We start from the raw sequence: 26,041 nt of genomic DNA, 5'->3' as shown, positions 1-26,041 counted from the left end.
CACCGGCATATCCCCGCGCGCAGGCATCCGATACCCTCGTCGCGCTTCAATGCACAGCGCAGGCGTACCGTGAGGAGGCTGTACCGATGACCAAGCATGTGGACCCAGACACCGTCCTTTTGAAAATGCCGTCGCTGCGGGCGGTGAAGGCGTTCGTCGCGGCCGCCAAGTACCTGAGCTTCACCCGGGCGGCCGAAGCGCTGTGCGTGTCCCAGGCCGCCATCAGCCGGCAGATCCGCGAGTTGGAAAGCTACCTGGGCGCGCAGCTGTTCACCCGGGTGGGCCGCGCCGTCGAACTGACTTCGGCGGGCGCGCTGTTCTTCGATGCCGCGCAGCTGTCGTTCGTCAACATCGCCCAGGCCGCCGAGCGCATCCGCAGCAGCCAGTCGGGCAAGAAAGTCCTGACCGTCTGCTGTTCGCCGGCGTTCTCCGCCCTGTGGCTGTCGAACCATTTGCCCGAGTTCTTCGCCCAAAGCGAGGGCATCGAGCTGAACCTGATCACCACGCAGAACTTCCTGACCATGGAGCCGGGCGTCCAGCCCGACATCTTCATCACCAAGATCGCGCGCATCCGCGAGGGGTACAGGAATTACCCGCTGTGCCACGACATCATCTACCCGGTGTGCACGCCGCAGTTCCTGGAGAAGCACCCGGAGATCTCGACCATCGAAGGCGTGCGCGACTCGGCCCTGCTGAACCTCAGCCCCTACGGCCGCTCGCAGGTGGCCGAGCACGTCGACTGGGGCGTGTGGCTGGCGTTCCAGGCCATCGACATCGACGACCGGCCGGCCACCAGCCCGCAGATCTTCAACGCCAACGACTACAACCTGCTGATCAGCATGGTGCTGACCCATCAGGGCATCGCGCTGGGCTGGAACCACCTGGTGGCGCCGCTGCTGCAGCAAGGCTTGCTGGTGCGCCCCATCGAGCAGGAAGTCCAGTTGCGCAACAGCTGGCACTACCTCAGCTGCCGGGACGGCGCGGACAACGAAGACGCCCTGCGGCGCTTTCGCGAGTGGATCCTCTCCAAGTTCCCCCGCCGCTGAGCCAGGGTGCTGTGCATTCGGTCCGGTTATCGATTGCACGGCGAAAATGTCGTTGGAGCCTCACCGCCTTCCTGACCCATTGTTGAGCCGCGCCGGCCAGGCACTGGTTCGGCTCTCTCACAGGAAGGAATTGCTGAATGTCACTCTACGAATTCTGCCGCGGTTTCGATTTCCTCGACGCGCCGCCCCGCACCCGGGAGATCCTGCAGGACAGCCTGCTGGACATCGTCGGCGTGATGGCGGGCGCCGCGTCCAACGACACGAGTACGATGCTGCGCCGCTTCGCCCGGTCGCACTACCCCGCCGCGGCCTTCACCAGCCGCCTGCCTTTCGACGGCCATCCGGTCAACGTGCTCGGGGCCGGTTGGGCCGGTGGCTTCTGCGCCGACAGCCTCGACGCCCATGAAGGCCATTTCCGTTCCAAGGGCCATGCCGGCGCCACCGTGGTGCCGGCGCTGCTCGCCCTGGCGGATGCGTTGCACCGGCAAGGCAAGGCCATCAGCGGCCATGAACTGCTGACCGCGCTGTGCATCGGCTATGAAACCGCCCTGCGCGCCGGCACCGCGCTGATGGCGACCTCGCCCACCTACCACGCCTCCGGCGGGTTCTCGGCCATCGGCGTGGTCTGCGCCGGTGCCCGCTTGCTGGACTTCGACGCAGCGACCTTCCGCCATGCCTTGGGCATCGCCGAATACTTCAGCGCCCGTTGCCCGATGATGCGCGTGGTGCTGGCGCCGACCATGCTGCGCGACGCCCACGGCGCCGGGGCGTTCACCGGGCTGAATGCGCTGCTGATGGCCATGGAGGGCGTGACCGGCGCGCCGGCGGAAACGGTCGAGGATGCCTCGGTGGCCGAACACTGGAGCGACCTCGGCCAGCGCTGGGAAATCGACAGCCAGTACTTCAAGCCCTGGCCGGTCTGCCGCTGGGCGCAGCCGGCGCTGACGGCGATGCTGGAACTGCAGCGAATCGACCCTGGCCTCACCGCCGACGCCATCGAAACGATCCGCGTGGAGACCTTCTACGAGTCGATGTGCCTGCAAGGCCACACGCCGCAGGACGCCGACCAGGCCCAGTACGCCCTCGCCTTCCCGCTGGCCGCGCTGATCGTCAGGGGCCGGCTGGGGCCGGAAGAAGTCACCGGCGCGGCCATCCACGCCGCCGACATCCTGGCCCTGAGCCGGCGCATCGAGGTCGTCGAGGCCGCCGATCTCTCGGCGCGGTTCCCCGGCGAAATCCTTTCGCGGCTCACCGTCACCCGCAAAGACGGCAGCCAGGTCGTCAGCCCCATCACCGCCGCCCGTGGCGACCCCGCCACGGCACTCACGGCGCTGGAGCTCGAACACAAGTTCGATCTGTTCGCTGCCCGCCTCGGCCAGGAACACGCCCAGGCCGTGAAACAGGCCGTGCGGCAACTGGCCCGGGCACCGTCCGCCATCGTGGCGCTGGAGCCGCTGTTCCAGGCGTCCGACCGCTCCGTTCCATAACCTCAACGCATCGATTGCCCGCAGCAAATGTCGTTTGTGACGGTTTTCCTCCCGGGGATAGGCTGCTGTCAGTCATCCCCGGCGGGAAACCGGCCCCAACGCTCATGGCGAGGAAAACAATGAACAACAAAGACACCGTGCTTGACCTGATCAAACAGCGCAAACCCTGGCATTCGTTGCCGGGCGCCCTCTACAAGGACGAAGAGGTCTACCGGCAGGACCTGGAGCACCTCTGGCACAAGGACTGGATCTTCGCCGGGCACACCTTCGAGATCCCCAAGCCGGGCCAGTACTTCACTTTGCAGGTCGGCGATTACCCGGTCGCGGTGGTGCGCGGCAAGGACGGCGAAGTGCGCGCCTTCCACAACGCCTGCCGCCACCGCGGCGCGAAGATCTGCGAAGCCGATCACGGCAAGGTGGCGAAGATGGTCTGCCCCTACCACAAGTGGACGTACGAGCTGGACGGCAACCTGCTGTTCGCCGGCAACATGGGCCAGGACTTCGACAAGACGCAATACAACCTCAAGCCCGTGCACTGCGAGATCGTGCACAGCTACATCTATGTCTGCGTCGCGGCCAAGGCGCCGGACTTCGAGGGTTTCCGCAAGGCAGTCAGCCCGTTCCTCGCCCCGCACTTCCTCGACGACTGCAAAGTGGCGTTCGAGTCGAACATCGTCGAAAAGGGCAACTGGAAACTGGTGTTCGAGAACAACCGCGAGTGCTACCACTGCGACGGTTCGCACCCTGAGCTGCTGAAGTCGTTCGTCGACAACCTGTCGGTGGGCGGCACCAGCGGCGAGGACGACCCCGTGCTGTCGGCCTACTGGAACACCTGCGAGAGCGCCGGGCTGCCGAGCCGCCTGGTGATGGACATCAACGGCCAGTTCCGCATGACCCGCATCCCGCTGTCGTCCGGCGCGGTGAGCTACACCCTGGACGGCAAGCCGGCGGTGGCCGGCAGGCTCGACAAGACCGGCGAACCGGACATCGGCGCGCTGCTGTACTTCCACTACCCGTCCACCTGGAACCACTTCCTGGGCGACCATGCGCTGAGTTTCCGGGTGCTGCCGATCAGCGCCACCGAGACGCTGGTGACCACCAAGTGGCTGGTGCACGGTTCGGCGGTGGAAGGCGTGGACTACGACATCGAACGGCTGACCAAGGTCTGGCTCGCCACCAACGACCAGGACCGCACGCTGGTGGAAGGCACGCAGCGCGGCGTGACGTCGCCGTCCTACGAGCCGGGGCCCTACTCGGAAACGGCGGAGACCGGCGTGTGCCAGTTCGACGACTGGTACTGCGCCACCCTGACGGAGCGGCTCCAGGGGCCGATCCCGCTGAAGTCCGTGGGCTGAGCCTGCGGCCGGCGCGACGCGGAGGCGCGCGCCGGCACCCGGTCAGTGCGGGGCGCGGGGGATGGTCTTGAGCAGGTCTTCGGGGCTGATGTGGCCGACCACGCTGCCCGGCTGCGGCAGGTCGAGGATGTGGCCTTTCATCTTGCCGATCACGTGCATCTCGCACGGCTTGCAGTCGAACTTGAGGGTCAGCACCTCGTCGCCGTGGATCAGTTGCATCGGCGCCACCTTGGTGCGCACGCCGGTCACGCCCTTGGCCTGTTTCGGGCACAGATTGAAGGAGAACCGCAGGCAGTGCTTGGTGATCATCACCGGCACTTCGCCCGGTTCTTCGTGGGCCTCGTAGGCCGCGTCGATCAGCTTGACCCCGTGACGGTGGTAGAAGTCGCGGGCCTTCTGGTTGTAGACGTTGGCCAGGAACGACAGGTGCGACTCCGGGTACACCGGCGGCGGCGTGGTCTCGGCCTTGCGCCCGCCACGCGGGTGGGCGGCGATCCGCGCCTCGGTCAGCGCGTCGATCACTTCGCGGCGCAGGGCCTTGAGCTGCGAGTTCGGGATGAAGAACGCCTGCGGCGCGTCCAGCTCGACGGCGGTGGCGTGGTACTGGGTGGTGCCCAGTTGGCCGAGCAGGTCGTGCAGTTGCTCCAACGCCTGCTCCGGCTTGTTGGCCAGGCCGAACGGGCCGTCCAGGGCCACGCTGGCGCTGACGCCCTCCTCGCTGGTGACGGTCAGTTCCAGACGCTCTTCGCGCAGGCGCGCCGCCCACGACACGCCGACCCGGCGTTCGGCGGAGGTCTTGAGCAAGGCCTGCTGCCAGTTGTGGTCGAGGTTGCGGTTGAGCGGATGGTTCGGCCGCAGCTTGTACATGCCTTCCGGCATTTCGTTGGGCTCGACGCGGTAGCGGTAGCGCTTTTCGCCGTCTTCGTCGAACTCGCCCTTGGGCTCGGCGATGTTGGCGCGGAAACCCACCACTTCGCGCTTGATCAGCACGTTGAGTCCGTCGCCGTTGGACAGCGGCTCGTGGGTGACCACTTGCAGGTCACGCTTGCCGACTTTCTCCACGGTGCCCACGGCCAGGCCGGTGAAGGTCGGCGAGTCGAACGCGCCGATGTCGATCTTGCGCTCGCTGACGAAGTAGTCGGTGCTGCCGCGGTGGAAGGTCTTTTCCGGATCCGGCACGAAGAAGTGCGCGGTGCGGCCGCTGGAGGCGCGGGCCAGGTCCGGGCGGTCTTCGAGCACGGCGTCCAGGCGCTGGCGGTAGTAGGCGGTGATGTTCTTCACGTAGCCCATGTCCTTGTAGCGCCCTTCGATCTTGAACGAACGCACGCCAGCCTCGACCAGGGCGCGGATGTTGGCGCTCTGGTTGTTGTCCTTCATCGACAGCAGGTGCTTTTCGTAGGCGATCACGCCGCCCTTCTCATCCTTGAGGGTGTACGGCAGGCGGCAGGCCTGGGAGCAGTCGCCGCGGTTGGCGCTGCGGCCGGTCTGCGCGTGGGAGATGTTGCACTGCCCGGAGAACGCCACGCACAGCGCGCCGTGGATGAAGAATTCGATGGCCGCGTCGGTCTCGTCGGCGATGGCGCGGATTTCCTTGAGGTTCAGCTCACGGGCCAGCACCAGCTGGGAGAAACCGGCCTGATCGAGGAACTTGGCCCGTGCCAAGGTGCGGATGTCGGTCTGGGTGCTGGCGTGCAGCTCGATCGGCGGGATGTCCAGCTCCATCACCCCCAGGTCCTGGACGATCAGCGCATCGACGCCGGCGTCGTACAACTGGTGGATCAGCTTACGCGCCGGCTCCAGTTCGTTGTCGTGCAGGATGGTGTTGATGGTGGTGAAGATCCGCGCGTGGTAGCGGCGGGCGAACTTCACCAGCTCAGCGATCTCGCTCACCTCGTTGCAGGCGTTGTGGCGCGCACCGAAGCTCGGGCCGCCGATGTAGACGGCATCGGCGCCGTGCAGGATGGCCTCGCGGGCGATGGCCACATCGCGGGCAGGGCTGAGCAGTTCCAGGTGATGCTTGGGCAAGGACATAGTTTTTTTAATCAGGCTGACACGGTTGAGGCGCGCATTGTAGCTGCGAAACGGCCGGGCGGCACGCGTGCCCTGCCCGATGGCGGTGGGTCAGGCACCACAGATGTCGGCAGGACTGCCCTCATCGCTGGCAAGTCGAATCGTCGCACCGCAGCTCCCACAGGGTTTGGTGGTGTACAGCGATTGCGAACACCTGGGATCACTGTGGGAGCTGGCTTGCCAGCGATGAGGCCGGCATTGCCGACATCATCATTGGCTGACCCGCTCGCTCCCGCCAAGGGATCGGGATCAGGCTTTGGCGGCCATGGCGGTGACTTCCACGCGCATGCCGTCCACGGCCAGGGAGGCCACGCCGACGGCGGCGCGCACCGGCCAAGGCTTGGCGAAGAAGCGCTTGTAGACTTCGTTGAACGCCCCGCGGTCGGCCATGTCGGTGAGGTAGATGGTCAGGTGCAGCACCCGGTCCATCGAGCTGCCGGCCTTCTCCAGCGCCACTTTCAGCGCTTGCAGGGTGCATTCGCTTTGCAGGGTGATGTCGCCCAGCTCAAGGCTGCCGTCGGCGCGGGTCGGGATCTGGGTGGAGACCAGCAGGCCGCCGAAGCCGGCGACGTCGGAGGAAATGGAGTCCGCATCGGGATCGGGGATGAAGGTGATGTCCGCGTTGGCCATGGCTATCTCTTGTCGGTGGATGGAAAAACGGCGGCCAGTGTAAGCCAGATGTCCGCCGTTGCCGACCCCGCGAACACCCGGCAGGCCACCTGCTCACCGCCCCCGCCGAAGCGCCTCAACGATACGGCAACACGTCGAACGCCACGCCGCTGTTGCCCCAGCCGGCCGGCGGTGTCGTCGTCAGGCCGTAGCCATAGGCGGTCTGCGGCTTGCCGTGCTTGTCGGTGAACGGCTTGATGTACTGGTACAGCGGTGCACTGTCCGGCTGCCCGGTGACAAGCCCGAAGAACGGCGCCTGCTCGCGGGTGCCGAACGGGAAGTCGCTGTCCAGGGTGTAGCAGTAGCGCTCAGGATCGTGCGCCTGGTACTGGTAGACCGGCACGTTGCCGGCAGCGGCCACCGTCGGCGCGTAGAACAGCGGAACGGGAAACTGCCAGCCCCCCGAGGGCGGGCACATCCCCAGGCAATCGCCGATGCCGCCTGCCGATGCGTAGTTGTAGCGACGGATCAGCACCTGGTCGTTCAGTCCGAGGATCACCCCGCACAGCCAAGGGTCGATGAAGTCGAGGTAAACGATGTTCGGGCGCCGCCCGTACCTGATCGTCTTGTCGGCAAGCACCTGGGGCAACCACGGGTTGGCCATGCCGGCCAGCACCTCGATATCGCGCACCTGCGTGTCCCCGGTCAACGTCCACGACAGCAAGAACAGATAACTGTCCCCCCAACCGCCGTATTTGCCGAGCTTGGCCGTCTGGTCGCCGGCCATGGTCGGGTAATCGGTCTGGTCGGCGTAATGGTCGTAGACCGTCAGATCCCGCCCGATGACCGACGACGGGTTTTCCGTCGTGTCGAAGTACGGCCAGATCCCCTGCGCCTGGTCCCACTCCCCCTCGAACTCGCTGTCGAACACCATGACGATCTTGCCTTTCATCATGCTCAACGGCGTCTGCGCGAGATTGGTTCCCGAGCCCTGTTTCGGGAGCATCAGCCGCATCGACTGGGTCTTCACCACGTCGATGATGCTGTCGATCGTGTCCGTGTAGGTGTGGGAGAACTTGAGGATGACCACTTCCTCATTGCCGCTGGGGCCGGTAAGAAAGGCCTGCACATCCGTGAGGATGTCGCTCAGCAGCGCCCCGTAGGCGCCGTAGCCGGTGTCCCCGTGATAGGTCGACAGGTGGCCGTCGCGCCAGCAGATCCGCAGATCGAAATAGCGCGAACCGGCCTGAAGCTGCTGCAGGGTGGTCAGGCTCTGGGTCTTGGCCCACTCGCCGCCGCCCCCCAACGGATAGTCGTGGGTCACGTACATGCCCGCGTCGTGGCTGCCGGGCATCGTCACGTCGTTGAGCAGGATGCCGGGCTTGCGCTTCTGCAGCGCCCCCATCCAGCCGGAATGGTCGGGCACCGCCACCGTCCGGATGTAGAGGCCGTTGGTGCCGTGGGAGCTGTCGCCCACATCGCCCCCGGTGCTGCGCCACACCTCCAGGCCCTGCGCCGTGCCGGTGTGGGGGATCACGCCGATGTGCCGGGTCTGCGCGCTTTGCTGGTCGTCCGTGAAGCTCAGGGTGGTGCCGTCGGCGAAGGTCAGCCCGACGGTGAAGTTCGCCGGGGCGGCAATCAGCTCGACGTAACCTGTGACCGAATCCTGGTTGGGCAAAGGGCCGTGGATGAACCCCGACGGGTCATTGCCCTTTTCGAAGCCGCTGGCGCCGCTGACCAGCATGGCCGCGATGTCGTGCCCGCTCACGTTCACGAGACACAAGGTTGTTCGTTGGCTCATGGCATCCATTCCTGTCGGCTGATTGACGATGAAGGATCAACGCTAGCAGGCCTTGGCGAAAACGCACTGGGCCGGCACCGAAGCAGCATCGGCGCTAGACATTCGGTTGGCCTCCGGCACCGCGATCAGGTAAACAGGCATCTGTTTTTGGGAGGGCGAACCCGATCATGGAGAGGCATGGATGAGCGAAGAGATCTTGAAATCGAAACTGGCCAACTTTCTGGTGGCCGATGCCGAAATGAACGACGACGAAGTCGCCGATTTCTATGACGACGTCGGTGAAGGCCATGTCGCTGTCCTGGCCGGAGTGCTGGACGCGTTCAAGGAGGCGTACGGCGGCCTGTGGGTCGGCGGCAAGGTGGAGGTCACCCAGCGCGCCGTGCGCTTGAGCGCCAACGCCATGAACCGCGCGGTGCAGACCGGCACGATGGACATCGAAGTGCCGATGGCCGCGATCCGCAAGGTCACCGTCGAGGGCGGGTTCGTGACCAAGATCGTGCGCCTCGACACCCCGGCCGGCAGCGTCAAGTTCCGCTGCTTCGGCGCCAAGGAAATCGCCGCGCTGATCGGCAAGATGTCCCTCGCCTTGGCGTTGCGACGCGCCCCTTGATCCGCAAGGCGCCCGCCTTCACGGCGCGGTCGCCTGCCGGTACTGGCGCGGCGTGAAGCCGGTCGAGGCCTTGAATTGCCGGGTGAATGCGCTGTGGTCGGTGTAGCCGCACTGCAGCGCGACCTCGGTGATCGGCAGGTCGGTGTGCAGCAGCCGGTGCGCATGCTCAAGGCGCACTTTCTGGATCATCTGCCGGGGCGTGAGGTGGAACACCCGCTTGCAGTAGCGCTCCAACTGCGCCACTGAAATGCCGGCGATGCGGGTCAGCTCGCCCAGGGTGACACGCCGGTTGAAATGGGCGCGGATGTGTTCGTCCACCGCCGCCAGCCGCTGGAACGCCGGGTGGGTTTCGCTGGCCGACTGCAGGTCCACGGAAATCCCCGCCAGGCCGATGATCGCACCGTCGCGGTCGTACAGCGGCCGCTTGTGGGTCAGGCACCAGCCCGGCTCGCGGCTGCCGTACAGGTGCAGCTCAAGCTGGTCCTCCAGCACCCACCCTTCCTCCAGCACCCGCCGGTCCTGCTCGGTGTAGCCCGGCCCCAGCTGCGCCGGAAACACCTGCGCGCTGGTCTTGCCCAGCAGCGGCTTGAGGTCCTTCAACCCGCAGCGCTGCACCAGCGTGCGGTTGGCCAGGACGTACCGCGCCTCCACGTCCTTGATGAAGATCGCCGCGTTGGGGATCGCATCCAGCATCGGCAACAGCAGCCCCACCCCCGCCAGCAGCTCCTGGAGCGTGCGGGGCCGGTGCGCGTCGTCGCCCTGGCACAGGATCGCGAATGCGTCGTGCATGGTGAGTCTCTCCCTCCGGCGGATGATCCGGCCCGATGCGGTCCAGATGCAATGCGGTTCGGGTGCAATGCGGTCCGGGTGCACTGCAGTCCGGGTGCAATGCAGTCCGGGTGCAGAGTGCAGCAACGCCGACGGCGTGTCGAGGGCTGGTGCGCGGAACCGCGACTGTGCCGATTTCGTCATCGGTGCCTGCACAAAACATCAATCGCGCCGCAGCCGATGGGTTCATTGTTTGGCCGTTCCAATGACGTCACGACTGCCTATCCAATAACTCACAAGAAGGCGATGCCATGTCAGGCCAAGGCAAGTTCAAGAAACAACTCTCATTGATCGACCTCACCTTCATCGGGCTCGGTGCGATCTTCGGTTCGGGCTGGCTGTTCGCGGCCAGCCACGTGTCCGCCATCGCCGGGCCGGCGGGGATCTTCTCCTGGCTGCTGGGCGGGTTCGCCGTGTTGCTGCTGGGCATCGTCTACTGCGAACTGGGCGCGGCCCTGCCCCGGGCCGGCGGCGTGGTGCGTTACCCGGTGTATTCCCACGGGCCGCTGCTCGGTTACCTGATGGGCTTCATCACCCTGATCGCCTTCTCCAGCCTGGTGGCGATCGAAGTGGTGGCGTCGCGGCAATACGCGGCGGCTTGGTTCCCCGGGCTGACCAAGGCCGGCAGCAGCGACCCGACGCTGCTGGGCTGGCTGGTGCAGTTCGGCCTGCTCTGCGTGTTCTTCCTGCTCAACTACCGCAGCGTGAAGACCTTCGCCAAGGCCAACAACCTGGTGAGCGTGTTCAAGTTCATCGTGCCGCTGCTGGTGATCGGCGTGCTGTTCACCTTCTTCAAGCCAGAGAACTTCCAGGTCCAGGGCTTCGCGCCGTTCGGCCTGTCCGGCGTGGAGATGGCGGTCTCCGCCGGCGGGATCATCTTCGCCTACCTCGGCCTGACCCCGATCATTTCGGTGGCCAGCGAGGTGAAGAACCCGCAGCGCACCATTCCGATCGCGCTGATCCTGTCGGTGCTGCTGTCCACCGCCATCTACGTGCTGCTGCAAGTGGCGTTCCTGGGCGGCGTGCCCACCGAAATGCTCGCCAACGGCTGGGCCGGCGTGACCAAGGAATTCGCCCTGCCCTACCGCGACATCGCCCTGGCGCTGGGCGTGGGCTGGCTGGCCTATCTGGTGGTGGCCGACGCGGTGATCTCCCCCAGCGGCTGCGGCAACATCTACATGAACGCCACCCCTCGGGTGATCTACGGCTGGGCGCAGACCGGCACCTTCTTCAAGGTCTTCACCCGCATCGACGCCCAGTCCGGGATTCCGCGCCCGGCGCTGTGGCTGACCTTCGGCCTGTCGGTGTTCTGGACGCTGCCGTTCCCGTCGTGGGAAGCGCTGATCAACGTGGTGTCCGCCGCCCTGGTGCTCAGCTATGCCGTGGCGCCGGTGTCCGTGGCGGCGCTGCGCCGCAACGCGCCGGACCTGCCGCGCCCGTTCCGGGTCAAGCGCATGGGCGTGCTGGGGCCGGTGTCGTTCATCATCGCCGCGCTGATCGTCTACTGGTCGGGCTGGAGCACCGTGTCCTGGCTGCTCGGCCTGCAGATCCTGATGTTCGTCGTGTACCTGCTGTGCGGCCGGTTCGTGCCCACCGCCCACCTGAGCCTGGCGCGGCAAGTGCGCTCCTCGGCCTGGCTGATCGCGTTCTACGCCGTGACCCTGGTGCTGTCGAAACTCGGCACCTTCGGCGGCCTGGGCTTGCTCGCCCACCCGTTCGACACCCTCGTCGTAGCCGCCTGCGCCACCGGCATCTACTACTGGGGCGCGGCGACCGGCGTGCCGGCGCACCTGCTGCAGCTGGAATCCGAGGACGACGAAAGCGAAGCCGCCGCCTCCGACCACGCCACCGCCAAGCCGCGCACCGCCGGCGCCTACTGAAACCACTCAACGGGACACGTCCATGAAACGAGTACACGTCATCGATTCGCACACCGGCGGCGAACCCACGCGCCTGGTGATGAAAGGCTTCCCCGACCTGCCCGGCCGCACCATGGCCGAAAAACGCGACGCCCTGCGCCAGCACCACGACCAATGGCGCCGCGCCTGCCTGCTGGAGCCCCGCGGCAACGACGTGCTGGTCGGCGCCCTGTACTGCGAACCGGTGTCGCCGGAGGCCACCTGCGGCGTGATCTTCTTCAACAACGCCGGTTACCTGGGCATGTGCGGCCACGGCACCATCGGCCTGGTCGCGTCGCTTGCGCACCTGGGCCTGATCGCGCCCGGCGTGCACAAGATCGACACGCCGGTGGGCCCGGTCAGTGCGGTCCTGCACGAGGACGGCGCGGTGACCCTGTACAACGTGCCCGCCTACCGCCACCGCAAACAGGTGCCGGTAGACGTGCCGGGCCATGGCCGCTTCCTCGGCGACATCGCCTGGGGCGGCAACTGGTTCTTCCTTGTCTCCGAGCACGGGCAGACGCTGACCCTGGACAACGCCGAAGCCCTCACCGAGTTCACCTGGGCGATGCTCAAGGCCCTCGAAGCCCAAGGCATCCAGGGTGAGGACGGCGCACTGATCGACCATGTCGAACTGTTCGCCGCCGACGCCCAGGCCGACAGCCGCAACTTCGTCATGTGCCCCGGCAAGGCCTACGACCGGTCGCCCTGCGGCACCGGCACCAGCGCCAAGCTCGCGTGCCTGGCCGCCGACGGCAAGCTTGCGCCCGGCCAGCGCTGGGTGCAGGCGAGCGTCACCGGCAGCCGCTTCGAGGGCCGCTACGAATGGGAAGGCGAACGCATCCGCCCCGCCATCACCGGCCGCGCCCACATGACCGCCGACAGCACCCTGCTGATCGACGAGACCGATCCGTTCGCGTGGGGCATCTGAGCCGCCGCGCCGCTTTTCAACCCGATCAATCACTGAACCCTGGAGAACGACCATGAGCGACAACATTTTCACCGGCTGCATGCCCGCCCTGATGACCCCGTGCACCCCACAGCGCAAACCGGACTTCGACGCGCTGGTGGCCAAGGGACGCGAGCTGATCGACATCGGCATGAGCGCGGTCGTGTACTGCGGCTCCATGGGCGACTGGCCGCTGCTGACCGAAGCCGAGCGCCAGGAAGGCGTGGCGCGCCTGGTGGCCGCCGGCGTCCCGACCATCGTCGGCACCGGTGCGGTCAACACCCGCGAGGCCGTGTCCCATGCCGCCCATGCGGCCAAGGTCGGCGCCCAGGGCCTGATGGTGATTCCCCGCGTGCTGTCCCGGGGCGCCTCGGCGACCGCGCAGAAGGCCCACTTCGCCGCCATCCTCAACGCCGCGCCGAAGCTGCCGGCGGTGATCTACAACAGCCCCTACTACGGCTTCGCCACCCGCGCCGACCTGTTCTTCGAACTGCGCCGCGAGCACCCGAACCTGATCGGCTTCAAGGAGTTCGGCGGCGCCGCCGACCTGCGCTACGCCGCCGAACACATCACCTCCAAAGATGACGACGTGACCCTCATGGTCGGCGTCGACACCCAGGTGGTGCACGGCTTCGTCAACTGCAACGCCACCGGCGCCATCACCGGCATCGGCAACGCCCTGCCCCGGGAAGTGCTGCGACTGGTGGCCCTGAGCAAGCAGGCGGCCAAGGGCGACGCCAAGGCCCGTCGCCAGGCGCGCGAGCTGGAATCGGCGCTGGCGGTGCTGTCGTCCTTCGACGAGGGCACCGACCTGGTGCTGTATTACAAGCACCTGATGGTGCTCAACGGCGACAAGGAATACACCCTGCACTTCAACGAGACCGACGCGCTCACCGACGCCCAGCGCCGCTACGCGGAAAACCAGTACGCGCTGTTCCGCCACTGGTACGAAAACTGGTCGGCGGAACAGAACCTCGCCTGACCTGCGCTGCGCGCCCACCCGCCGCAGGCACCTGCGGCGGGCCTCATTCTCTTGACCAGGTACACGCCATGACCCTGACGGGCAAACTGCTGATCGGCCAACACGCCGTCACCGGCCACCGCGAGGCGATCCGAGGGATCGACCCGACCACCGACACCGCGCTGGAGCCGGCCTACCTCGGCGGCGACGCCGAGCAGGTCGCACAGGCCTGCGCCTTGGCCGAGGCCGCTTTCGATCCGTACCGCGAAACGCCCGTTGAACGGCGCGCCGAATTCCTCGACACCATCGCCCTGGAAATCGAAGCGCTCGGCGACGCGCTGATCGACCGCGCCATGGCCGAAACCGGCCTGCCGCGCCCGCGCCTGCTGGGCGAACGCGGCCGCACCTGCCAGCAACTGCGCCTGTTCGCCCGCACGGTGCGGGCCGGCGAATGGCTGGACGTGCGCATCGACCCCGTCCAACCGCAACGCCAGCCCCTGCCCCGCGCCGACCTGCGTCAGCGTCAGGTGCCGGTGGGCCCGGTGGCGGTGTTCGGTGCGAGCAATTTCCCGTTGGCGTTCTCCGTGGCCGGTGGGGACACCGCGTCGGCGCTGGCGGCGGGCTGCCCGGTGGTCGTCAAGGCCCACGGCGCCCATCCCGGCACCAGCGAACTGGTGGGCCGCGCCGTGGCCCGTGCGGTGAAGGCCTGCGGATTGCCGGAGGGGGTGTTTTCGCTGCTCTACGGCTCAGGTCCTGAGGTCGGCATCGCGCTGGTCAGCGACCCGCGCATCAAAGCCGTCGGCTTCACCGGCTCGCGCAGCGGCGGGCTCGCCCTGTGCCAGGCCGCCCAGGCGCGCCCGGAGCCGATCCCGGTGTACGCGGAAATGAGCTCGATCAACCCGGTGCTGCTGTTTCCGGCGGCACTGCGCAACCGGGGCGAGGCCCTGGCCCAAGGCTTCGTGGCGTCGCTGACCCTGGGCGCCGGCCAGTTCTGCACCAACCCCGGCCTGGTGATCGCCCTCAAGGGGCCGGCGCTGGACGCCTTCGTCGCCAGCGCCGCCGAGCACCTTCAACGCAGCGCCGCCCAGACCATGCTCACGCCGGGCATCTTCAGTGCATTCGAGGCCAGCGTGAACGCCTTGGCCGAACACCCGCACGCGCGCATCGCCGCCGTCGGCCAACGCGCCACCGGGCCGAACCAGGGCCAGGCGCACCTGTTCGTGACCGACGCCGCCGATTTCCTCGCCGACCGCCGCTTGCAGGCCGAAGCGTTCGGCGCCGCTTCGCTGGTCGTGCAGTGCGAGGACTTCGACGAGATCCGCCGGGTCACCGAGCACCTGGAAGGTCAACTCACCGCCACCCTACACCTGGACGACGACGATCTGGATCAGGCCCGCGCCCTGCTGCCGACCCTGGAGCGCAAGGCCGGACGCTTGCTGGTCAACGGCTGGCCCACCGGCGTCGAAGTCTGCGACGCGATGGTGCACGGCGGCCCGTTCCCGGCCACCTCCGACCCACGCAGCACTTCCGTCGGCACGGCGGCGATCCAGCGTTTCCTGCGCCCGGTCTGCTACCAGGACTTCCCGGACGCGCTGTTGCCGCAAGCGCTGCGCCAGGCCAATCCGCTGGGCCTGCGCCGGCTGCTCGACGGCCAAAGGGAAGCCTAGGCCATGACCGACGACACGCACGACATCGCCGTGGTCGGCGCCGGCATCATCGGCGTGGCCTGTGCGCTGCGCCTGGCGCGGCAAGGCCTGCGCGTGGTGGTGATCGACCGGCAGGCGCCCGGCCACGGCGCCTCGTTCGGCAACGCCGGGCACCTGGCGACCGAGCAGGTGTTCCCGATCGCCGACCTGTCGATCCTCAAGCGCCTGCCGGCCATGCTCATGGACCCCATGGGCCCGCTGCGCCTGGACTGGAAATACCTGCCCCGGGCCCTGCCCTGGTTCACCCGCCTGCTGCTGAACCTGCGCCCGGCGCCGTTTCGCCACACCGTTGCGGCTTTGCGGGCGCTGAATGAACATTCGCTCGACGCCTGGCACCGGTTGCTCGGTGACATCCAGCGCCCCGACCTGCTGAAGGTGGACGGCTCGCTGTTGGTGTTCGAACGGCCCGAGTCCCGTGCGGCCATCGAAGCGCTTCAGGCACGCCTGCGCCAGCAACAGGTGCCGGTGGACCTTTGGCAGGCCGGTGCGGTGCAAGACGTCGCGCCGCAGCTCAGCCCGCACATTCAGGGCGGGCTGTTCTTTCCCGCCACCGGGCATTTCCTCGACCCTTACCGGGTCGTGCGCGAACTGGTCGACGCCGCGAAATCCAGCGGCGTACAGTTCCTGACGCGGCAAGTACAGGGCGGCCGGCTGAGCGGCCAAGGCGTCGCGCTGACGACCGACGCCGGCGCGCTGCACGCCCGCCGCGTGCTGATCGCCTGCGGCGCCCACTCGGCAGCGCTCACCACTGCGTTGACCGGCCAACGGGTGCCGCTGGACACCGAACGCGGCTATCACCTGATGCTGTCCCAGGAACACGCACGCCTGCCCTTCCCGGTGACCTCCCTGGAACGCAAGTTCATCATGACGCCGATGGCCGAAGGCTTGCGGCTGGCCGGCACCGTCGAGTTCGCAGGCCTTGAGCGCCCGCCGACGATGGCCCGCGCCTGGCAGCTGCACCGCTTGAGCGACGGCCTGTTCCGCACCCCGCTGAACGCCGACGCCGCCACCCCCTGGATGGGCTTTCGCCCCTCGCTGCCGGACTCCCTGCCGATCATCGACCAGGCCTGCGACGGCAAGGTGCTGCTCGCGTTCGGCCACCAGCACCTGGGGCTCACCCAGGCAGCGGTGACGGCGGAACTGGTGGTGCGAATGGCGTCTGCGCTGACGACCCAGAGCGGGCAACTGCCGGATCTGGCGCCGTATCGGTTGAGCCGGTTCTGAAACGACAAAAGGCCTGCTTTCACAAGCAGGCCTTTTGTTTCAGTGGTCGGGTTCGATCAACCCTGACGCGCCGACAGCGCCGCGTAGCTGTTCATCAGGTTGCGGTAGTTCGGGATGCGTTGGGACAGCAGGTTGCCCAGCCCTTCGATGTCGTTGCGCCAGTCGCGGTGCAGTTCGCAAGCCACCGAGAACCAGTTCATCAGTTGCGCGCCGGCCGCCGACATGCGGGCCCAGGCCGCTTGCTGCACCGTGGTGTTGAAGGTGCCGGAGGCATCGGTCACCACGAACACTTCAAAGCCTTCGGCCAGCGCCGACAGGGTCGGGAACGCCACGCACACATCGGTCACGACGCCGGCGATGATGATCTGCTTGCGGCCGGTGGCCTTGATCGCCTTGACGAAGTCTTCGTTGTCCCAGGCGTTGATCTGGCCCGGGCGGGCGATGTACGGCGCATCGGGGAACATCTCTTTGAGTTCCGGCACCAGCGGGCCGTTGGGGCCTTGCTCGAAGCTGGTGGTGAGCACGGTCGGCAGGTCGAAGAACTTGGCGAGGTCGGCCAGGGCCAGCACGTTGTTCTTGAACTCGTTCGGCGAGAAGTCCTGCACCAGCGAAATCAGGCCGGTCTGGTGATCCACCAGCAGTACGATGGCGTCGTCTTTGTTGAGGCGGTTGTAGGTGTAAGCGGTCATGGGTGGAGCTCCTTTTTCATTGTTGAAGTGCGTTGCGTTCAAGATGTGCACAGATTAATGAGTCACCCTCAGGTGATAAATCGGCTGAAACGCGTTTCACCGTCAACTCAAAAAGGACAATCCAATGACAACCTCAAGACCGGCCCGACCTTGGCGCCGATCCTTGTCATAATGGCCCCCTGCAATACGTCCAGAATGCCCCAAGGAGATGTTGATGCTCGGACGCAACCGGCCAGAGCTGACAACAGACCACGCCGCACCGCCCCCTTCCCGCCACGCCAAAGCCGGATCGACCCTGCGCCTGACCGTCAGCTTCATGTTGGTGGTGGTCATCGCTTTTGTGGCGGTCGAGAGCTGGCGCACCTGGCGCGACTACCGGGCGGCGTTCGCCTCTGCCCGCGATTCGGTCACCAACCTGGCCCGCGCCACCGCGCAGCACGCCGAAGACACCATCCGCCAAGTCGACGTGCTCACCGCCGGGCTGTGCGAGCGGGTCGAGGGCGACGGCCTGCAGAACATGGATGTGAAGCGCATCCACAACCTGTTGGTGCAACAATCGAAAATCATGCCGCAGCTGCATGGCCTGTTCATCTACGGCCCCGACGGGCAATGGATCGTGACCGACAAGGAGGTCACGCCGGAGATGGCCAACAACGCAGACCGCGACTACTTCCAGTACCACCGCACCCACGAGGATCGGCAGGTGCGCATCGGCCAGGTGGTGGAAAGCCGCTCCACCCATGACCTGATCATTCCCATCTCGCGCCGCCTGAACAATCCCGACGGCTCGTTCGCCGGCGTGCTGCTGGGGACGGTGAAGGTCAGCTATTTCGTCGACTACTACGGCGATTTCAGGATCGACGACAAGGGCGCGCTGGTGCTGGCCCTGCGCGACGGCACCATCCTCGTGCGGCGCCCGTTCATCGCCCAGGTGGTGGGCAAGAGCCTGGCCGGCAGCGAGATTTTCAGGACCTACCTGCCCAGCGCCAACACCGGCACCGCGCAGATCAAGGCCGTGGTCGACGACACCGAACGCCTCTACGGCTACCGCGCCCTGACCACCTATCCGCTGGTGGTGGAGGCCGGCCTGTCCCGGGATTCGATCATCGCGCCTTGGCGCCGGGATCTGTTGAAGAACGGCCTGGTGCTGGTGTTCCTGATCGGGGTGCTGTCCACGTTCGGACTCATCGTGCTGAACCAGTTGCGCCAGCGCATGGCCATGGAGCGTGAGATCCGCCAGGCCCACCAGACCATGCGCGACATGGCGCTGACCGACAGCCTCACGGGCCTGGGCAACCGCCGCCGGCTGGACGCGGCGCTGGCCGACGAGATCCGCCTGGCCCGCCGCCAGGGTTCGGCGCTGTCGCTGATCATGCTCGATGTCGATCACTTCAAACGCTACAACGACCGATACGGCCACGCCGCCGGCGACGACTGCCTGCACGCCGTCGGCCAGGCGATCCGGCTGGCGGTCAAACGCCCCGGCGACCTGGCCGTGCGCTACGGCGGCGAAGAGTTCACCGTGCTGCTGCCCAACACCGACGGCGCCGGGGCCATCGAGGTGGCCGGGCAGATCCTGCAGGCCATCCGCGCCTTGCGGCTTGAGCACAGCGGGCATCCGCTGGGTTACGTCACCGCCAGTGCCGGGATCGCCACCGGCCATCCGGTGACCGACGACGTCACGCCGGCCAGCTTGCTCAAGGCGGCGGACACCTGCCTGTATCAGGCCAAGCAACAGGGCCGCAACCGCTGGTGTTGTGCGCCCCCGGCATGATCGGCCGGCAGCCCGAGCGCTGGCGAAGGGAGCCGAATCAGGCCTGACCCACCTGTCAACTCTGACAGTTATGCGCTGTTGGTTTCGTTGCTACGTTACGGACTCACGGATCCCCCCGTGAGCCTCTACAGGGAGCCAGCCATGAACAACAGCATGAAAGCTTCGATCAGCTACTACGAAGAGACCTTCGTCGGCCAAGACGATTTCGAGATTCGCCGGGTCGGCAACCGCTATGTCGTGCAGGCAAGTCAGGCCTTGCCGAACGGTGAAAAGCACTCCATTGCCTTCTGGGTTCCCGTGGACATTCCGGGCGACGGTTCGTCTGTGACGCTGTCCTTGGTGCCCGACCCCATGCAGCTTGGTCAAGCCCGTGGCGAGTACATAAGGTATTCATCAGGAAACGGTCTCGTCCTGGCTTCCCGTTCCGGAACGCTGACCTTGAAGCTGGACATGCAAACGCAACGGATGGAGGGCGATTTCCAGTTCGAGGCCCGGCTCGGCGACACCACCGTCCATATCAGTGCAGGCAGCTTCGACATCACAGGCATCACCGGTGGCGTCGTAGACACAACCGGCAGCGGCACGTTCACGGCCTCCAGTGAATGGGGCGATTTCCGTGCCGATCAGCTGAGCGTTCAGCTGACGCCAGAGGGCTCAACGCTCCGTGTATGGGAAGTCATCGGCCGCATGACCGTGGAGGACGGGGTGCCGCCGAAAAAAGCTCAGATCGGCGTTTTCTTCAAGGACGACACGAACCTCGGCACCCACGACCTGAGGAACAACCCAAATGTCTGGATACACTACTCCAGACCGTACGAAGGTGCTTTTTTCGCGGAGGCCGGCACTCTCACCCTTACCGCCCTTCCTGTAACGGGGCACACCAAGGGAACATTCGCAGCGGATTTCCTTGAGAATGGCAAGAGCGTAAAAGTGACCGGCCAATTCGATATCCTGAGTGCGGTCGGGAAGAACCACCGTCATCACCGGTGAGTCTGAAGCGGCCGCTCCAGGCGCGTCCCCCACAACGAAGCACCCCTAGGTGCCTCGTTGTGGTCGCGATCAGCGGGCCACGCCCACCACCGCCGCCCGCGCCGCATGCAGCTTCTTGTAGCTGTCGATCAGCCGCAGGTGCCGGTCGAGCCCTTCGAGCTTCATGCTCGTCGGCGTCAGGCCGTAGAAGCGCACGCTGCCGTCCACCGAACCGATCACCGCGTCCATCCGCTCGTTGCCGAACATCCGGCGCAGGTTGGTCTCGTAGTCGGCCAGTTCCAGCTCGTCGTCCAGGTGCACTTCCAGCACCGCGTTCAGCGCCTGGTAGAACAGCCCGCGCTCGACCGTGTTGTCGTTGTACTGCAAGAAGGCTTCCACCAGCTCCTTGGCCTGCTCGAAGCGCTGCAGTGCCAGGTGGATCAGCAGCTTGAGCTCCAGGATCGTCAACTGGCCCCACACCGTGTTGTCGTCGAACTCGATGCCGATCAGGGTGGTGATGTCGGTGTAGTCGTCCAGTTCGCTGTTGTCCAGACGCTTGCCCAGCACCCGCAGGCTGCGGTTGTCGAGGCTGTGCAGGTTGAGGATGTCTTCGCGGAACAGCAGGGCCTTGTTGGTGTTGTCCCAGATCAGGTCCTCCACCGGGTAGATCTCCGAGTAGTCCGGCACCAGGATCCGGCAGGCCTGCGCGCCGAGGTGGTCGTACACCGCCATGTACACCTCTTTGCCCAGGTCTTCGAGGATGCCGAACAGGGTCGCGGCCTCCTGGGCGTTGGAGTCCTCGCCGTGGCCGGAGAAGTCCCACTCGACGAATTCGTGATCGGCCTTGGCGCTGAAGAAGCGCCACGACACCACGCCGCTGGAGTCGATGAAGTGCTCGACGAAGTTGTTCGGCTCGGTCAGCGCATGGCTCTCGAAGGTCGGCGCCGGCAGGTCGTTCAGGCCTTCGAAGCTGCGGCCCTGCAGCAGCTCGGTGAGGCTGCGCTCCAGCGCCACTTCGAAGCTCGGGTGGGCACCGAACGAGGCGAACACGCCGCCGGTGCGCGGGTTCATCAGGGTGACGCACATCACCGGGAACTCGCCGCCCAGCGACGCGTCCTTGACCAGCACCGGGAAGCCCTGGGCCTCCAGGCCTTCGATGCCGGCGACGATGCCGGGGTACTTGGCCAGCACCTCCTGCGGCACGTCCGGCAGCGCCAGTTCGTTTTCCAGGATCTCGCGCTTCACCGCCCGCTCGAAGATCTCCGACAGGCACTGCACCTGCGCCTCGACCAGGGTGTTGCCGGCGCTCATGCCGTTGCTCAGGTACAGGTTTTCGATCAGGTTGGACGGGAAGTACACCGTCTCGCCGTCGGACTGGCGCACGAACGGCAGCGAGCAGATGCCGCGCTGGGTGTTGCCGGAGTTGGTGTCGTACAGGTGCGAGCCGCGCAGTTCGCCGTCCGGGTTGTAGATCTCCAGGCAGTATTCGTCGAGGATCTCGCTCGGCAACTCGTCTTTCGGACCCGGCTTGAACCAGCGCTCGTCCGGGTAATGCACGAACGGCGCGTTGGCGATCTCTTCGCCCCAGAACTGGTCGTTGTAGAAGAAGTTGCAGTTGAGCCGCTCGATGAACTCGCCCAGCGCCGAGGCCAGCGCGCTTTCCTTGGTCGCGCCCTTGCCGTTGGTGAAACACATCGGCGACTGCGCGTCACGGATGTGCAGCGACCACACGTTGGGCACGATGTTGCGCCACGAAGCGATCTCGATCTTCATGCCGAGGTCGGCCAGGATGCCGGACATGTTGGCGATGGTCTGCTCCAGCGGCAGGTCCTTGCCCATGATGTACGTGCCCTCGCCCGAGCCCGCACTCGGCATCAGCAACGCCTGGGCGTCGGCGTCGAGGTTTTCCACTTCCTCGATCACGAACTCGGGGCCGGTCTGCACCACCTTCTTCACGGTGCAGCGGTCGATGGAGCGCAGGATGCCCTGGCGGTCCTTGGCACTGATGTCCGCCGGCAGCTCGACCTGGATCTTGAAGATCTGGTTGTAGCGGTTCTCCGGATCAACGATGTTGTTCTGCGACAGACGGATGTTTTCGGTGGGAATATTGCGGGTCTCGCAATACAGCTTCACGAAGTAGGCCGCGCACAACGCCGACGACGCCAGGAAGTAGTCGAACGGCCCCGGGGCCGAACCGTCGCCCTTGTAGCGGATGGGCTGATCGGCGATCACCGTGAAGTCGTCGAACTTGGCTTCAAGCCGAAGGTTGTCGAGAAAGTTGACCTTGATTTCCATGCGGGGTTACCAGAATAGCGGGCTGTACGAATTGGCCGCCATTATCCGGCTTTTGCGCCGGAAGTCTTGTGCGAATGTCATTCGGTCGCCGGACGGAACCCCGCGTTGAGCAAACGCGGCTAGGCGCGGGCCTGCCGCCCTCGCCGATGCTATGGCCGACCGCAACCCAGGAGCCTTGCCCGTGGCCGACACGCCGACCCGAACCGCCTACGCCAAACGCTTCAACGCCGTGCTCGCCTACATCGACGCCAACCTCGAAGGCGACTTGTCGGTGAAGGCGCTGAGCCGGGTGGCGAACTTCTCCGAGTTCCACTTCCACCGGCAGTTCTCGGCGTTCACCGGCGTGCCCGTCTCGCGCTATGTGCAACTGATGCGCCTGCGCCGGGCGGCGCACAACCTGACCGCCCGCCCCGGCCACACGGTGCTGGAAGCGGCGTTCGACGCCGGGTTCGAAAGCCCCGAAGCGTTTTCCAGGGCGTTCCGGCGGGCGTTCGGCAACTCGCCCGCCGCCTTCGCCAAGGCGCCGGACTGGAAGCACTGGCACGCGGTCTTCGCCATCCCTCACTTCTCAAGGAACATCGCCATGCAAGTCAACATCGTCGAATGCCCCCCGATCCACGTCGCCGCCCTCGAACACCGCGGCGCACCGGGCCGGCTCAACGCCAGCGTGCAGCGCTTCATCCAGTGGCGCCAGCAGAGCGGCCAGTCGCCTGTCGCATCCAGCCGCACCTTCGGCATCCCCTATGGCAACCCCGACACCATTGCGCCGGAGGACTTCCGCTTCGACATCTGCGGCGAAATCCACGAAGCCGTGGCGCCGAACGACGCCGGGGTGCGCGACCTCGTCATCCCCGCCGGCCGCTGCGCGGTGGTGCGGCACGTGGGCTCGACCGATCACGTGGGCGAAACCATTTACCCGGTCTACCGCGACTGGCTGCCGGGCAGCGGTGAGGAATTGCGTGATGCACCGTTGTTCTTCGAGTACCTGAGCGTGGGGACGGACGTGCCGCAGGCGCAGTGGCAGACGGATGTTTATGTGCCGCTGAAGTGAAAACGAGGCGCACGCTCGGCCTGCCCCCGACACCTGACCCGACGGAGCCCGCCGGTCAGTGATCCGCCAGAAAACGTGACATCGACTGCGCCAACGCATCGAACACCAGCGCGATGCGGCGCACCCGCCGCAGGTCGTGGTGCATGGCCATCCAGATGTCCACCCGGAAATCCACCGACTGCGGCAACACCCGCACCAGCCCGTGGCGCCGCGCCAACTGGCTGGAACAGACGCCGATGCCCAGCCCGGCCCTGAGCGCCGCAAACTGCGCCAGGTGATTGTCCGTGCGCAACACCGTGCGGGCCGTGGCGCAGAGAAAACCCTGCTGCTGCAGAAACGCCACTTCCGTCAGGTTGCGGTCGGGGCCGATCAACGGGTACTCGCTCAACTCGTCCACACTGCGGGGCGCGCCCTTCTGCCCGAGCAGATCCGCCGAGGCGTACAGACCGATACGCAAGTCCCCCACATGACGGGCGACGACGGCCGCCTCCGTCGGGCGCCGGATGCGCACCGCCACATCGGCCTCCTGCAAGGCCAGGTCTTCCAGACGGTTCGACACGCTGAGCTCGACCGTCAACTGCGGCTGGGCCGAGCGGATTTCGCGCAGCATGGGCGGCAACACTTCCACGCCGAGCAACTGGCTGCTGGTGACACGCACCGTCCCGCCCGGCACGCTGGCCTGCGCGGACGCGGCGCGGGTAAAGGCCTCGGCCGCCATCGCCATGGATTCGGCATGGCCGATCAGTTCCCGGGCGGTGTCGGTGGGCATCAGCCCCGCCGGCGAACGCACGAACAGCCTCATCCCCACGCTCTGCTCAAGCGCATCGATGCGCCGCCGCGCGGTGGCCTGAGCGATGCCCAGCGCACGGGCGGCGGCGGACAGGCTGCCGGTGCGCAGGACGGCCAGGAAGACGCGCTGGGTTTCCCATTGGAGCTGAGGGGCGTTCATACATTTCCTATGAGCGGCTGGGCAAGTTTGATCAATTCTAATCAATCCGAAACGCGCGCATGCTGTACCCAACCCATCAAATCGCACTGACACGAGACCTGATCCATGACACTTGCCGGTGGATGCCGCTGCGGCGCCGTCACTTACCGCTCCACGACCGACCTGCCGCTCGCGGTCTACGCCTGCCATTGCCAGCATTGCCAGGCCTGGAGCGGCAGCAGCTTCGCGCTGCACGCCTTGCTGCCCGCCGACGCCTTCACCGTCGACGGCCCCACCCGCGAATACGCCTACGAAGACCAAGGCGTAATCTCACACCATCACCTGTGCGCGACCTGCCACACGCGGATCTACAACACCACCTCCGCCGCACCGGGCCTTTGGGTGCTGCGCGCCGGCACCCTCCATGAACGCACCGCCCTGAGCCCCGTGGCGCACATCTGGGTCAAGCACAAACAGCCGTGGCTGAACCTGCCCGCCGGCATCCCGACCTGGCCCGAAAGCCCCACTCCCGAAGCGTTCGCCGCCGCGTTGAGCGCTTCCGGCCAACCGTCCTCCAACCCCTGAAAGGAGCATTGCCCATGACCGATCCCACCCCCTGCGCCACCGGCAGTTGCCGTTGCGGGCAAGTGACCTTCCAGGCGTCAGGCCGGCCGGTCATGACCAGCGCCTGCCACTGCACCGGCTGCCAGAAAATGTCCGCCAGCGCGTTCTCCCTCACCGCCCTGTTCCCCGCCGAACGCTTTGCCGTCACCCAAGGCACCCCGGTCATCGGCGGCCTCCACGGCCCGACCCGCCACTACTTCTGCCCGCACTGCCTGACCTGGCTGTTCACCCGCCCTGCGCAGAACGAGGCCTTTGTCGGCGTGCGCAGCAGCCTGCTGGACCGGCCGCAGGACTATGCGCCGTTCATGGAGACGTGGGTGTCGGAGAAGCTGCCGTGGGCGGGTACGGGGGCGTCCGTCAGCTTTGAGGGGTTTCCGGAGGTGGGGGAATATGCGGGGTTGATGGAGCGGTTTTTGCGGGGGTGATGTTGGGTTCGGGGAGGTGTCGGCCTGCGATTGATTGCGTGCAGCACCCCGAGGGCATCAGTTCCCCCTTCGCCGTGCTCTGTCATGGTCCTCTCTGGGCAGACAACAAAGCTTCATCGTTGAAATAGAATAGAGATGCCGGCAGGACAATCGAGAAGGCAGCATGACGAGCAACACTTACAACCCTAGCATTGAGGATCAAATCGCTTACCTAAGAGAAGCGTTAGAACTCGGTGTCCTTGAGGTATCCGACATCGTGCAATGGGCGGATAACCAGATCATGGCACAGGAAGATCCTGCCTATGAGCTGATAGAGCTAGCACTGATGAGCAGCTCGAATCGGTACGATGTTGCAAGTCAGTTACTTCGAGTCGCGACACCCTCCTTGAGCAGCGCAGAGGTGTTGCCCTATGTGCTAGCCAAGGCACATGAACAACTCCTCATGAATCCCGATTTTGGAATGGTCTTGGCGCAAGGACTGTACCGATCTTGGTCTCGATCTAACTACGACTTTCCTGACGCTCTTGGCCTGTGCGGCTATTTCGAAGATGCCTATTCATTGGCTGAGGGCGGGACAGTTGGAACAGTTGACCAGATCAACCGGGAGTTGCTTGAGTTCACCGCCCGGTTTCGGGATCGCAATGGATTCGAGAGCGTGCTTAGCCGACAGCGTTCCAGTCTGGAGGCTGGCTCTGTGATGGCGCATTGGCTCAGGGAGTACCCGTCTTGAAAAAGGGGACAG

General features: G+C 66.0%; 22 protein-coding genes. 15 read left to right on the top strand and 7 right to left on the bottom strand.

The genetic code is table 11. From position 1 onward, the window contains the following. Positions 1 to 86: 86 nt before the first annotated feature. From CAG29_RS21205 to CAG29_RS21195, 3 genes are all read left to right on the top strand, one after another. The gene (locus tag CAG29_RS21205) at positions 87 to 1,046 is read left to right on the top strand and encodes a LysR family transcriptional regulator (RefSeq protein WP_085632890.1); all 960 of its coding nucleotides are present in this window, start codon (positions 87 to 89) and stop codon (positions 1,044 to 1,046) included. A gap of 137 nt (positions 1,047 to 1,183) precedes the next feature. Continuing rightward, positions 1,184 to 2,533 carry an MmgE/PrpD family protein gene (locus CAG29_RS21200; protein ID WP_085695094.1) on the top strand — a complete coding sequence of 450 codons (1,350 nt, stop codon included), beginning with the start codon at positions 1,184 to 1,186 and terminating at the stop codon, positions 2,531 to 2,533. Between the two features lie 119 nt (positions 2,534 to 2,652). Continuing rightward, positions 2,653 to 3,888, top strand: coding sequence for an aromatic ring-hydroxylating dioxygenase subunit alpha (locus CAG29_RS21195; protein WP_085585592.1), 1,236 nt, complete (start codon positions 2,653 to 2,655; stop codon positions 3,886 to 3,888). A gap of 42 nt (positions 3,889 to 3,930) precedes the next feature. Here the strand turns inward: CAG29_RS21195 and CAG29_RS21190 are convergent, their stop codons facing one another. From CAG29_RS21190 to CAG29_RS21180, 3 genes are all read right to left on the bottom strand, one after another. Further along, positions 3,931 to 5,919, bottom strand: coding sequence for a U32 family peptidase (locus CAG29_RS21190; RefSeq protein WP_085585590.1), 1,989 nt, complete (start codon positions 5,917 to 5,919; stop codon positions 3,931 to 3,933). Positions 5,920 to 6,207: 288 nt separating this feature from the next. Beyond that, entirely contained in the window at positions 6,208 to 6,588 is a 381-nt protein-coding gene (locus CAG29_RS21185; RefSeq protein WP_085695093.1) for a RidA family protein, read from the bottom strand. A 115-nt stretch (positions 6,589 to 6,703) separates the two neighbouring features. Continuing rightward, on the bottom strand, positions 6,704 to 8,368 hold the full coding sequence (locus CAG29_RS21180; RefSeq protein WP_139831520.1) for a hypothetical protein: 1,665 nt from the start codon (positions 8,366 to 8,368) through the stop codon (positions 6,704 to 6,706). 181 nt (positions 8,369 to 8,549) lie between these two features. On the opposite strand from CAG29_RS21180, the gene CAG29_RS21175 reads away from it, so the two are divergent. Then, on the top strand, positions 8,550 to 8,978 hold the full coding sequence (locus CAG29_RS21175) for a hypothetical protein (RefSeq protein WP_085656465.1): 429 nt from the start codon (positions 8,550 to 8,552) through the stop codon (positions 8,976 to 8,978). An 18-nt stretch (positions 8,979 to 8,996) separates the two neighbouring features. Here the strand turns inward: CAG29_RS21175 and CAG29_RS21170 are convergent, their stop codons facing one another. After that, positions 8,997 to 9,767: an AraC family transcriptional regulator gene (locus tag CAG29_RS21170; RefSeq protein WP_085585582.1), complete on the bottom strand. Its 771-nt coding sequence runs from the start codon at positions 9,765 to 9,767 to the stop codon at positions 8,997 to 8,999. Positions 9,768 to 10,057: 290 nt separating this feature from the next. On the opposite strand from CAG29_RS21170, the gene CAG29_RS21165 reads away from it, so the two are divergent. The 5 genes from CAG29_RS21165 to CAG29_RS21145 all read left to right on the top strand — a co-directional run bounded on the left by CAG29_RS21165 (position 10,058) and on the right by CAG29_RS21145 (position 16,544). After that, positions 10,058 to 11,686, top strand: a complete 1,629-nt coding sequence (locus CAG29_RS21165; RefSeq protein ID WP_085632882.1) for an APC family permease — start codon at positions 10,058 to 10,060, stop codon at positions 11,684 to 11,686. A gap of 22 nt (positions 11,687 to 11,708) precedes the next feature. Then, entirely contained in the window at positions 11,709 to 12,635 is a 927-nt protein-coding gene (locus CAG29_RS21160) for a 4-hydroxyproline epimerase (protein ID WP_085695091.1), read from the top strand. 52 nt (positions 12,636 to 12,687) lie between these two features. Then, positions 12,688 to 13,635, top strand: coding sequence for a dihydrodipicolinate synthase family protein (locus tag CAG29_RS21155; RefSeq protein WP_085695090.1), 948 nt, complete (start codon positions 12,688 to 12,690; stop codon positions 13,633 to 13,635). A 68-nt stretch (positions 13,636 to 13,703) separates the two neighbouring features. Next, positions 13,704 to 15,281, top strand: a complete 1,578-nt coding sequence (locus CAG29_RS21150; RefSeq protein WP_085695089.1) for an aldehyde dehydrogenase (NADP(+)) — start codon at positions 13,704 to 13,706, stop codon at positions 15,279 to 15,281. 3 nt (positions 15,282 to 15,284) lie between these two features. Further along, positions 15,285 to 16,544: an FAD-binding oxidoreductase gene (locus CAG29_RS21145; RefSeq protein ID WP_085695088.1), complete on the top strand. Its 1,260-nt coding sequence runs from the start codon at positions 15,285 to 15,287 to the stop codon at positions 16,542 to 16,544. 56 nt (positions 16,545 to 16,600) lie between these two features. On the opposite strand, the gene ycaC is transcribed toward CAG29_RS21145, so the two are convergent. Next, positions 16,601 to 17,233 carry an isochorismate family cysteine hydrolase YcaC gene (gene ycaC, locus CAG29_RS21140; protein WP_085585570.1) on the bottom strand — a complete coding sequence of 211 codons (633 nt, stop codon included), beginning with the start codon at positions 17,231 to 17,233 and terminating at the stop codon, positions 16,601 to 16,603. A gap of 214 nt (positions 17,234 to 17,447) precedes the next feature. Between ycaC and CAG29_RS21135 the strand changes: the two genes are divergently transcribed. Together CAG29_RS21135 and CAG29_RS21130 are read left to right on the top strand one after the other, a co-directional pair. After that, positions 17,448 to 19,007 carry a sensor domain-containing diguanylate cyclase gene (locus CAG29_RS21135; protein WP_085695087.1) on the top strand — a complete coding sequence of 520 codons (1,560 nt, stop codon included), beginning with the start codon at positions 17,448 to 17,450 and terminating at the stop codon, positions 19,005 to 19,007. Between the two features lie 141 nt (positions 19,008 to 19,148). Further along, on the top strand, positions 19,149 to 19,997 hold the full coding sequence (locus CAG29_RS21130; protein WP_085632873.1) for a hypothetical protein: 849 nt from the start codon (positions 19,149 to 19,151) through the stop codon (positions 19,995 to 19,997). A 69-nt stretch (positions 19,998 to 20,066) separates the two neighbouring features. On the opposite strand, the gene CAG29_RS21125 is transcribed toward CAG29_RS21130, so the two are convergent. After that, the gene (locus CAG29_RS21125) at positions 20,067 to 22,271 is read right to left on the bottom strand and encodes an OsmC domain/YcaO domain-containing protein (RefSeq protein WP_085632871.1); all 2,205 of its coding nucleotides are present in this window, start codon (positions 22,269 to 22,271) and stop codon (positions 20,067 to 20,069) included. 151 nt (positions 22,272 to 22,422) lie between these two features. Between CAG29_RS21125 and CAG29_RS21120 the strand changes: the two genes are divergently transcribed. Continuing rightward, complete coding sequence (locus tag CAG29_RS21120) at positions 22,423 to 23,322, top strand: GyrI-like domain-containing protein (protein ID WP_371916648.1); 900 nt, start codon at positions 22,423 to 22,425, stop codon at positions 23,320 to 23,322. 55 nt (positions 23,323 to 23,377) lie between these two features. On the opposite strand, the gene CAG29_RS21115 is transcribed toward CAG29_RS21120, so the two are convergent. Further along, entirely contained in the window at positions 23,378 to 24,271 is an 894-nt protein-coding gene (locus CAG29_RS21115) for a LysR family transcriptional regulator (RefSeq protein ID WP_085695084.1), read from the bottom strand. 105 nt (positions 24,272 to 24,376) lie between these two features. Here CAG29_RS21115 and CAG29_RS21110 point away from each other — a divergent pair, with 105 nt between their 5' ends. The 3 genes from CAG29_RS21110 to CAG29_RS21100 all read left to right on the top strand — a co-directional run bounded on the left by CAG29_RS21110 (position 24,377) and on the right by CAG29_RS21100 (position 26,029). Next, a complete protein-coding gene (locus CAG29_RS21110; protein WP_085585558.1) occupies positions 24,377 to 24,835 on the top strand; it encodes a GFA family protein in 459 nt (152 codons plus the stop codon). Between the two features lie 14 nt (positions 24,836 to 24,849). Next, positions 24,850 to 25,299, top strand: coding sequence for a GFA family protein (locus CAG29_RS21105; RefSeq protein WP_085695083.1), 450 nt, complete (start codon positions 24,850 to 24,852; stop codon positions 25,297 to 25,299). A 163-nt stretch (positions 25,300 to 25,462) separates the two neighbouring features. After that, on the top strand, positions 25,463 to 26,029 hold the full coding sequence (locus tag CAG29_RS21100) for a hypothetical protein (protein ID WP_256576804.1): 567 nt from the start codon (positions 25,463 to 25,465) through the stop codon (positions 26,027 to 26,029). Positions 26,030 to 26,041: the final 12 nt, after the last annotated feature.

This window comes from Pseudomonas sp. B7(2017), assembly GCF_002112745.1.
Classification (GTDB): Bacteria; Pseudomonadota; Gammaproteobacteria; order Pseudomonadales; family Pseudomonadaceae; genus Aquipseudomonas; species Aquipseudomonas ekonensis.
Note: the sequence above shows the minus strand (reverse complement) of the source record. Positions and strands in the feature narration are given on the sequence as shown.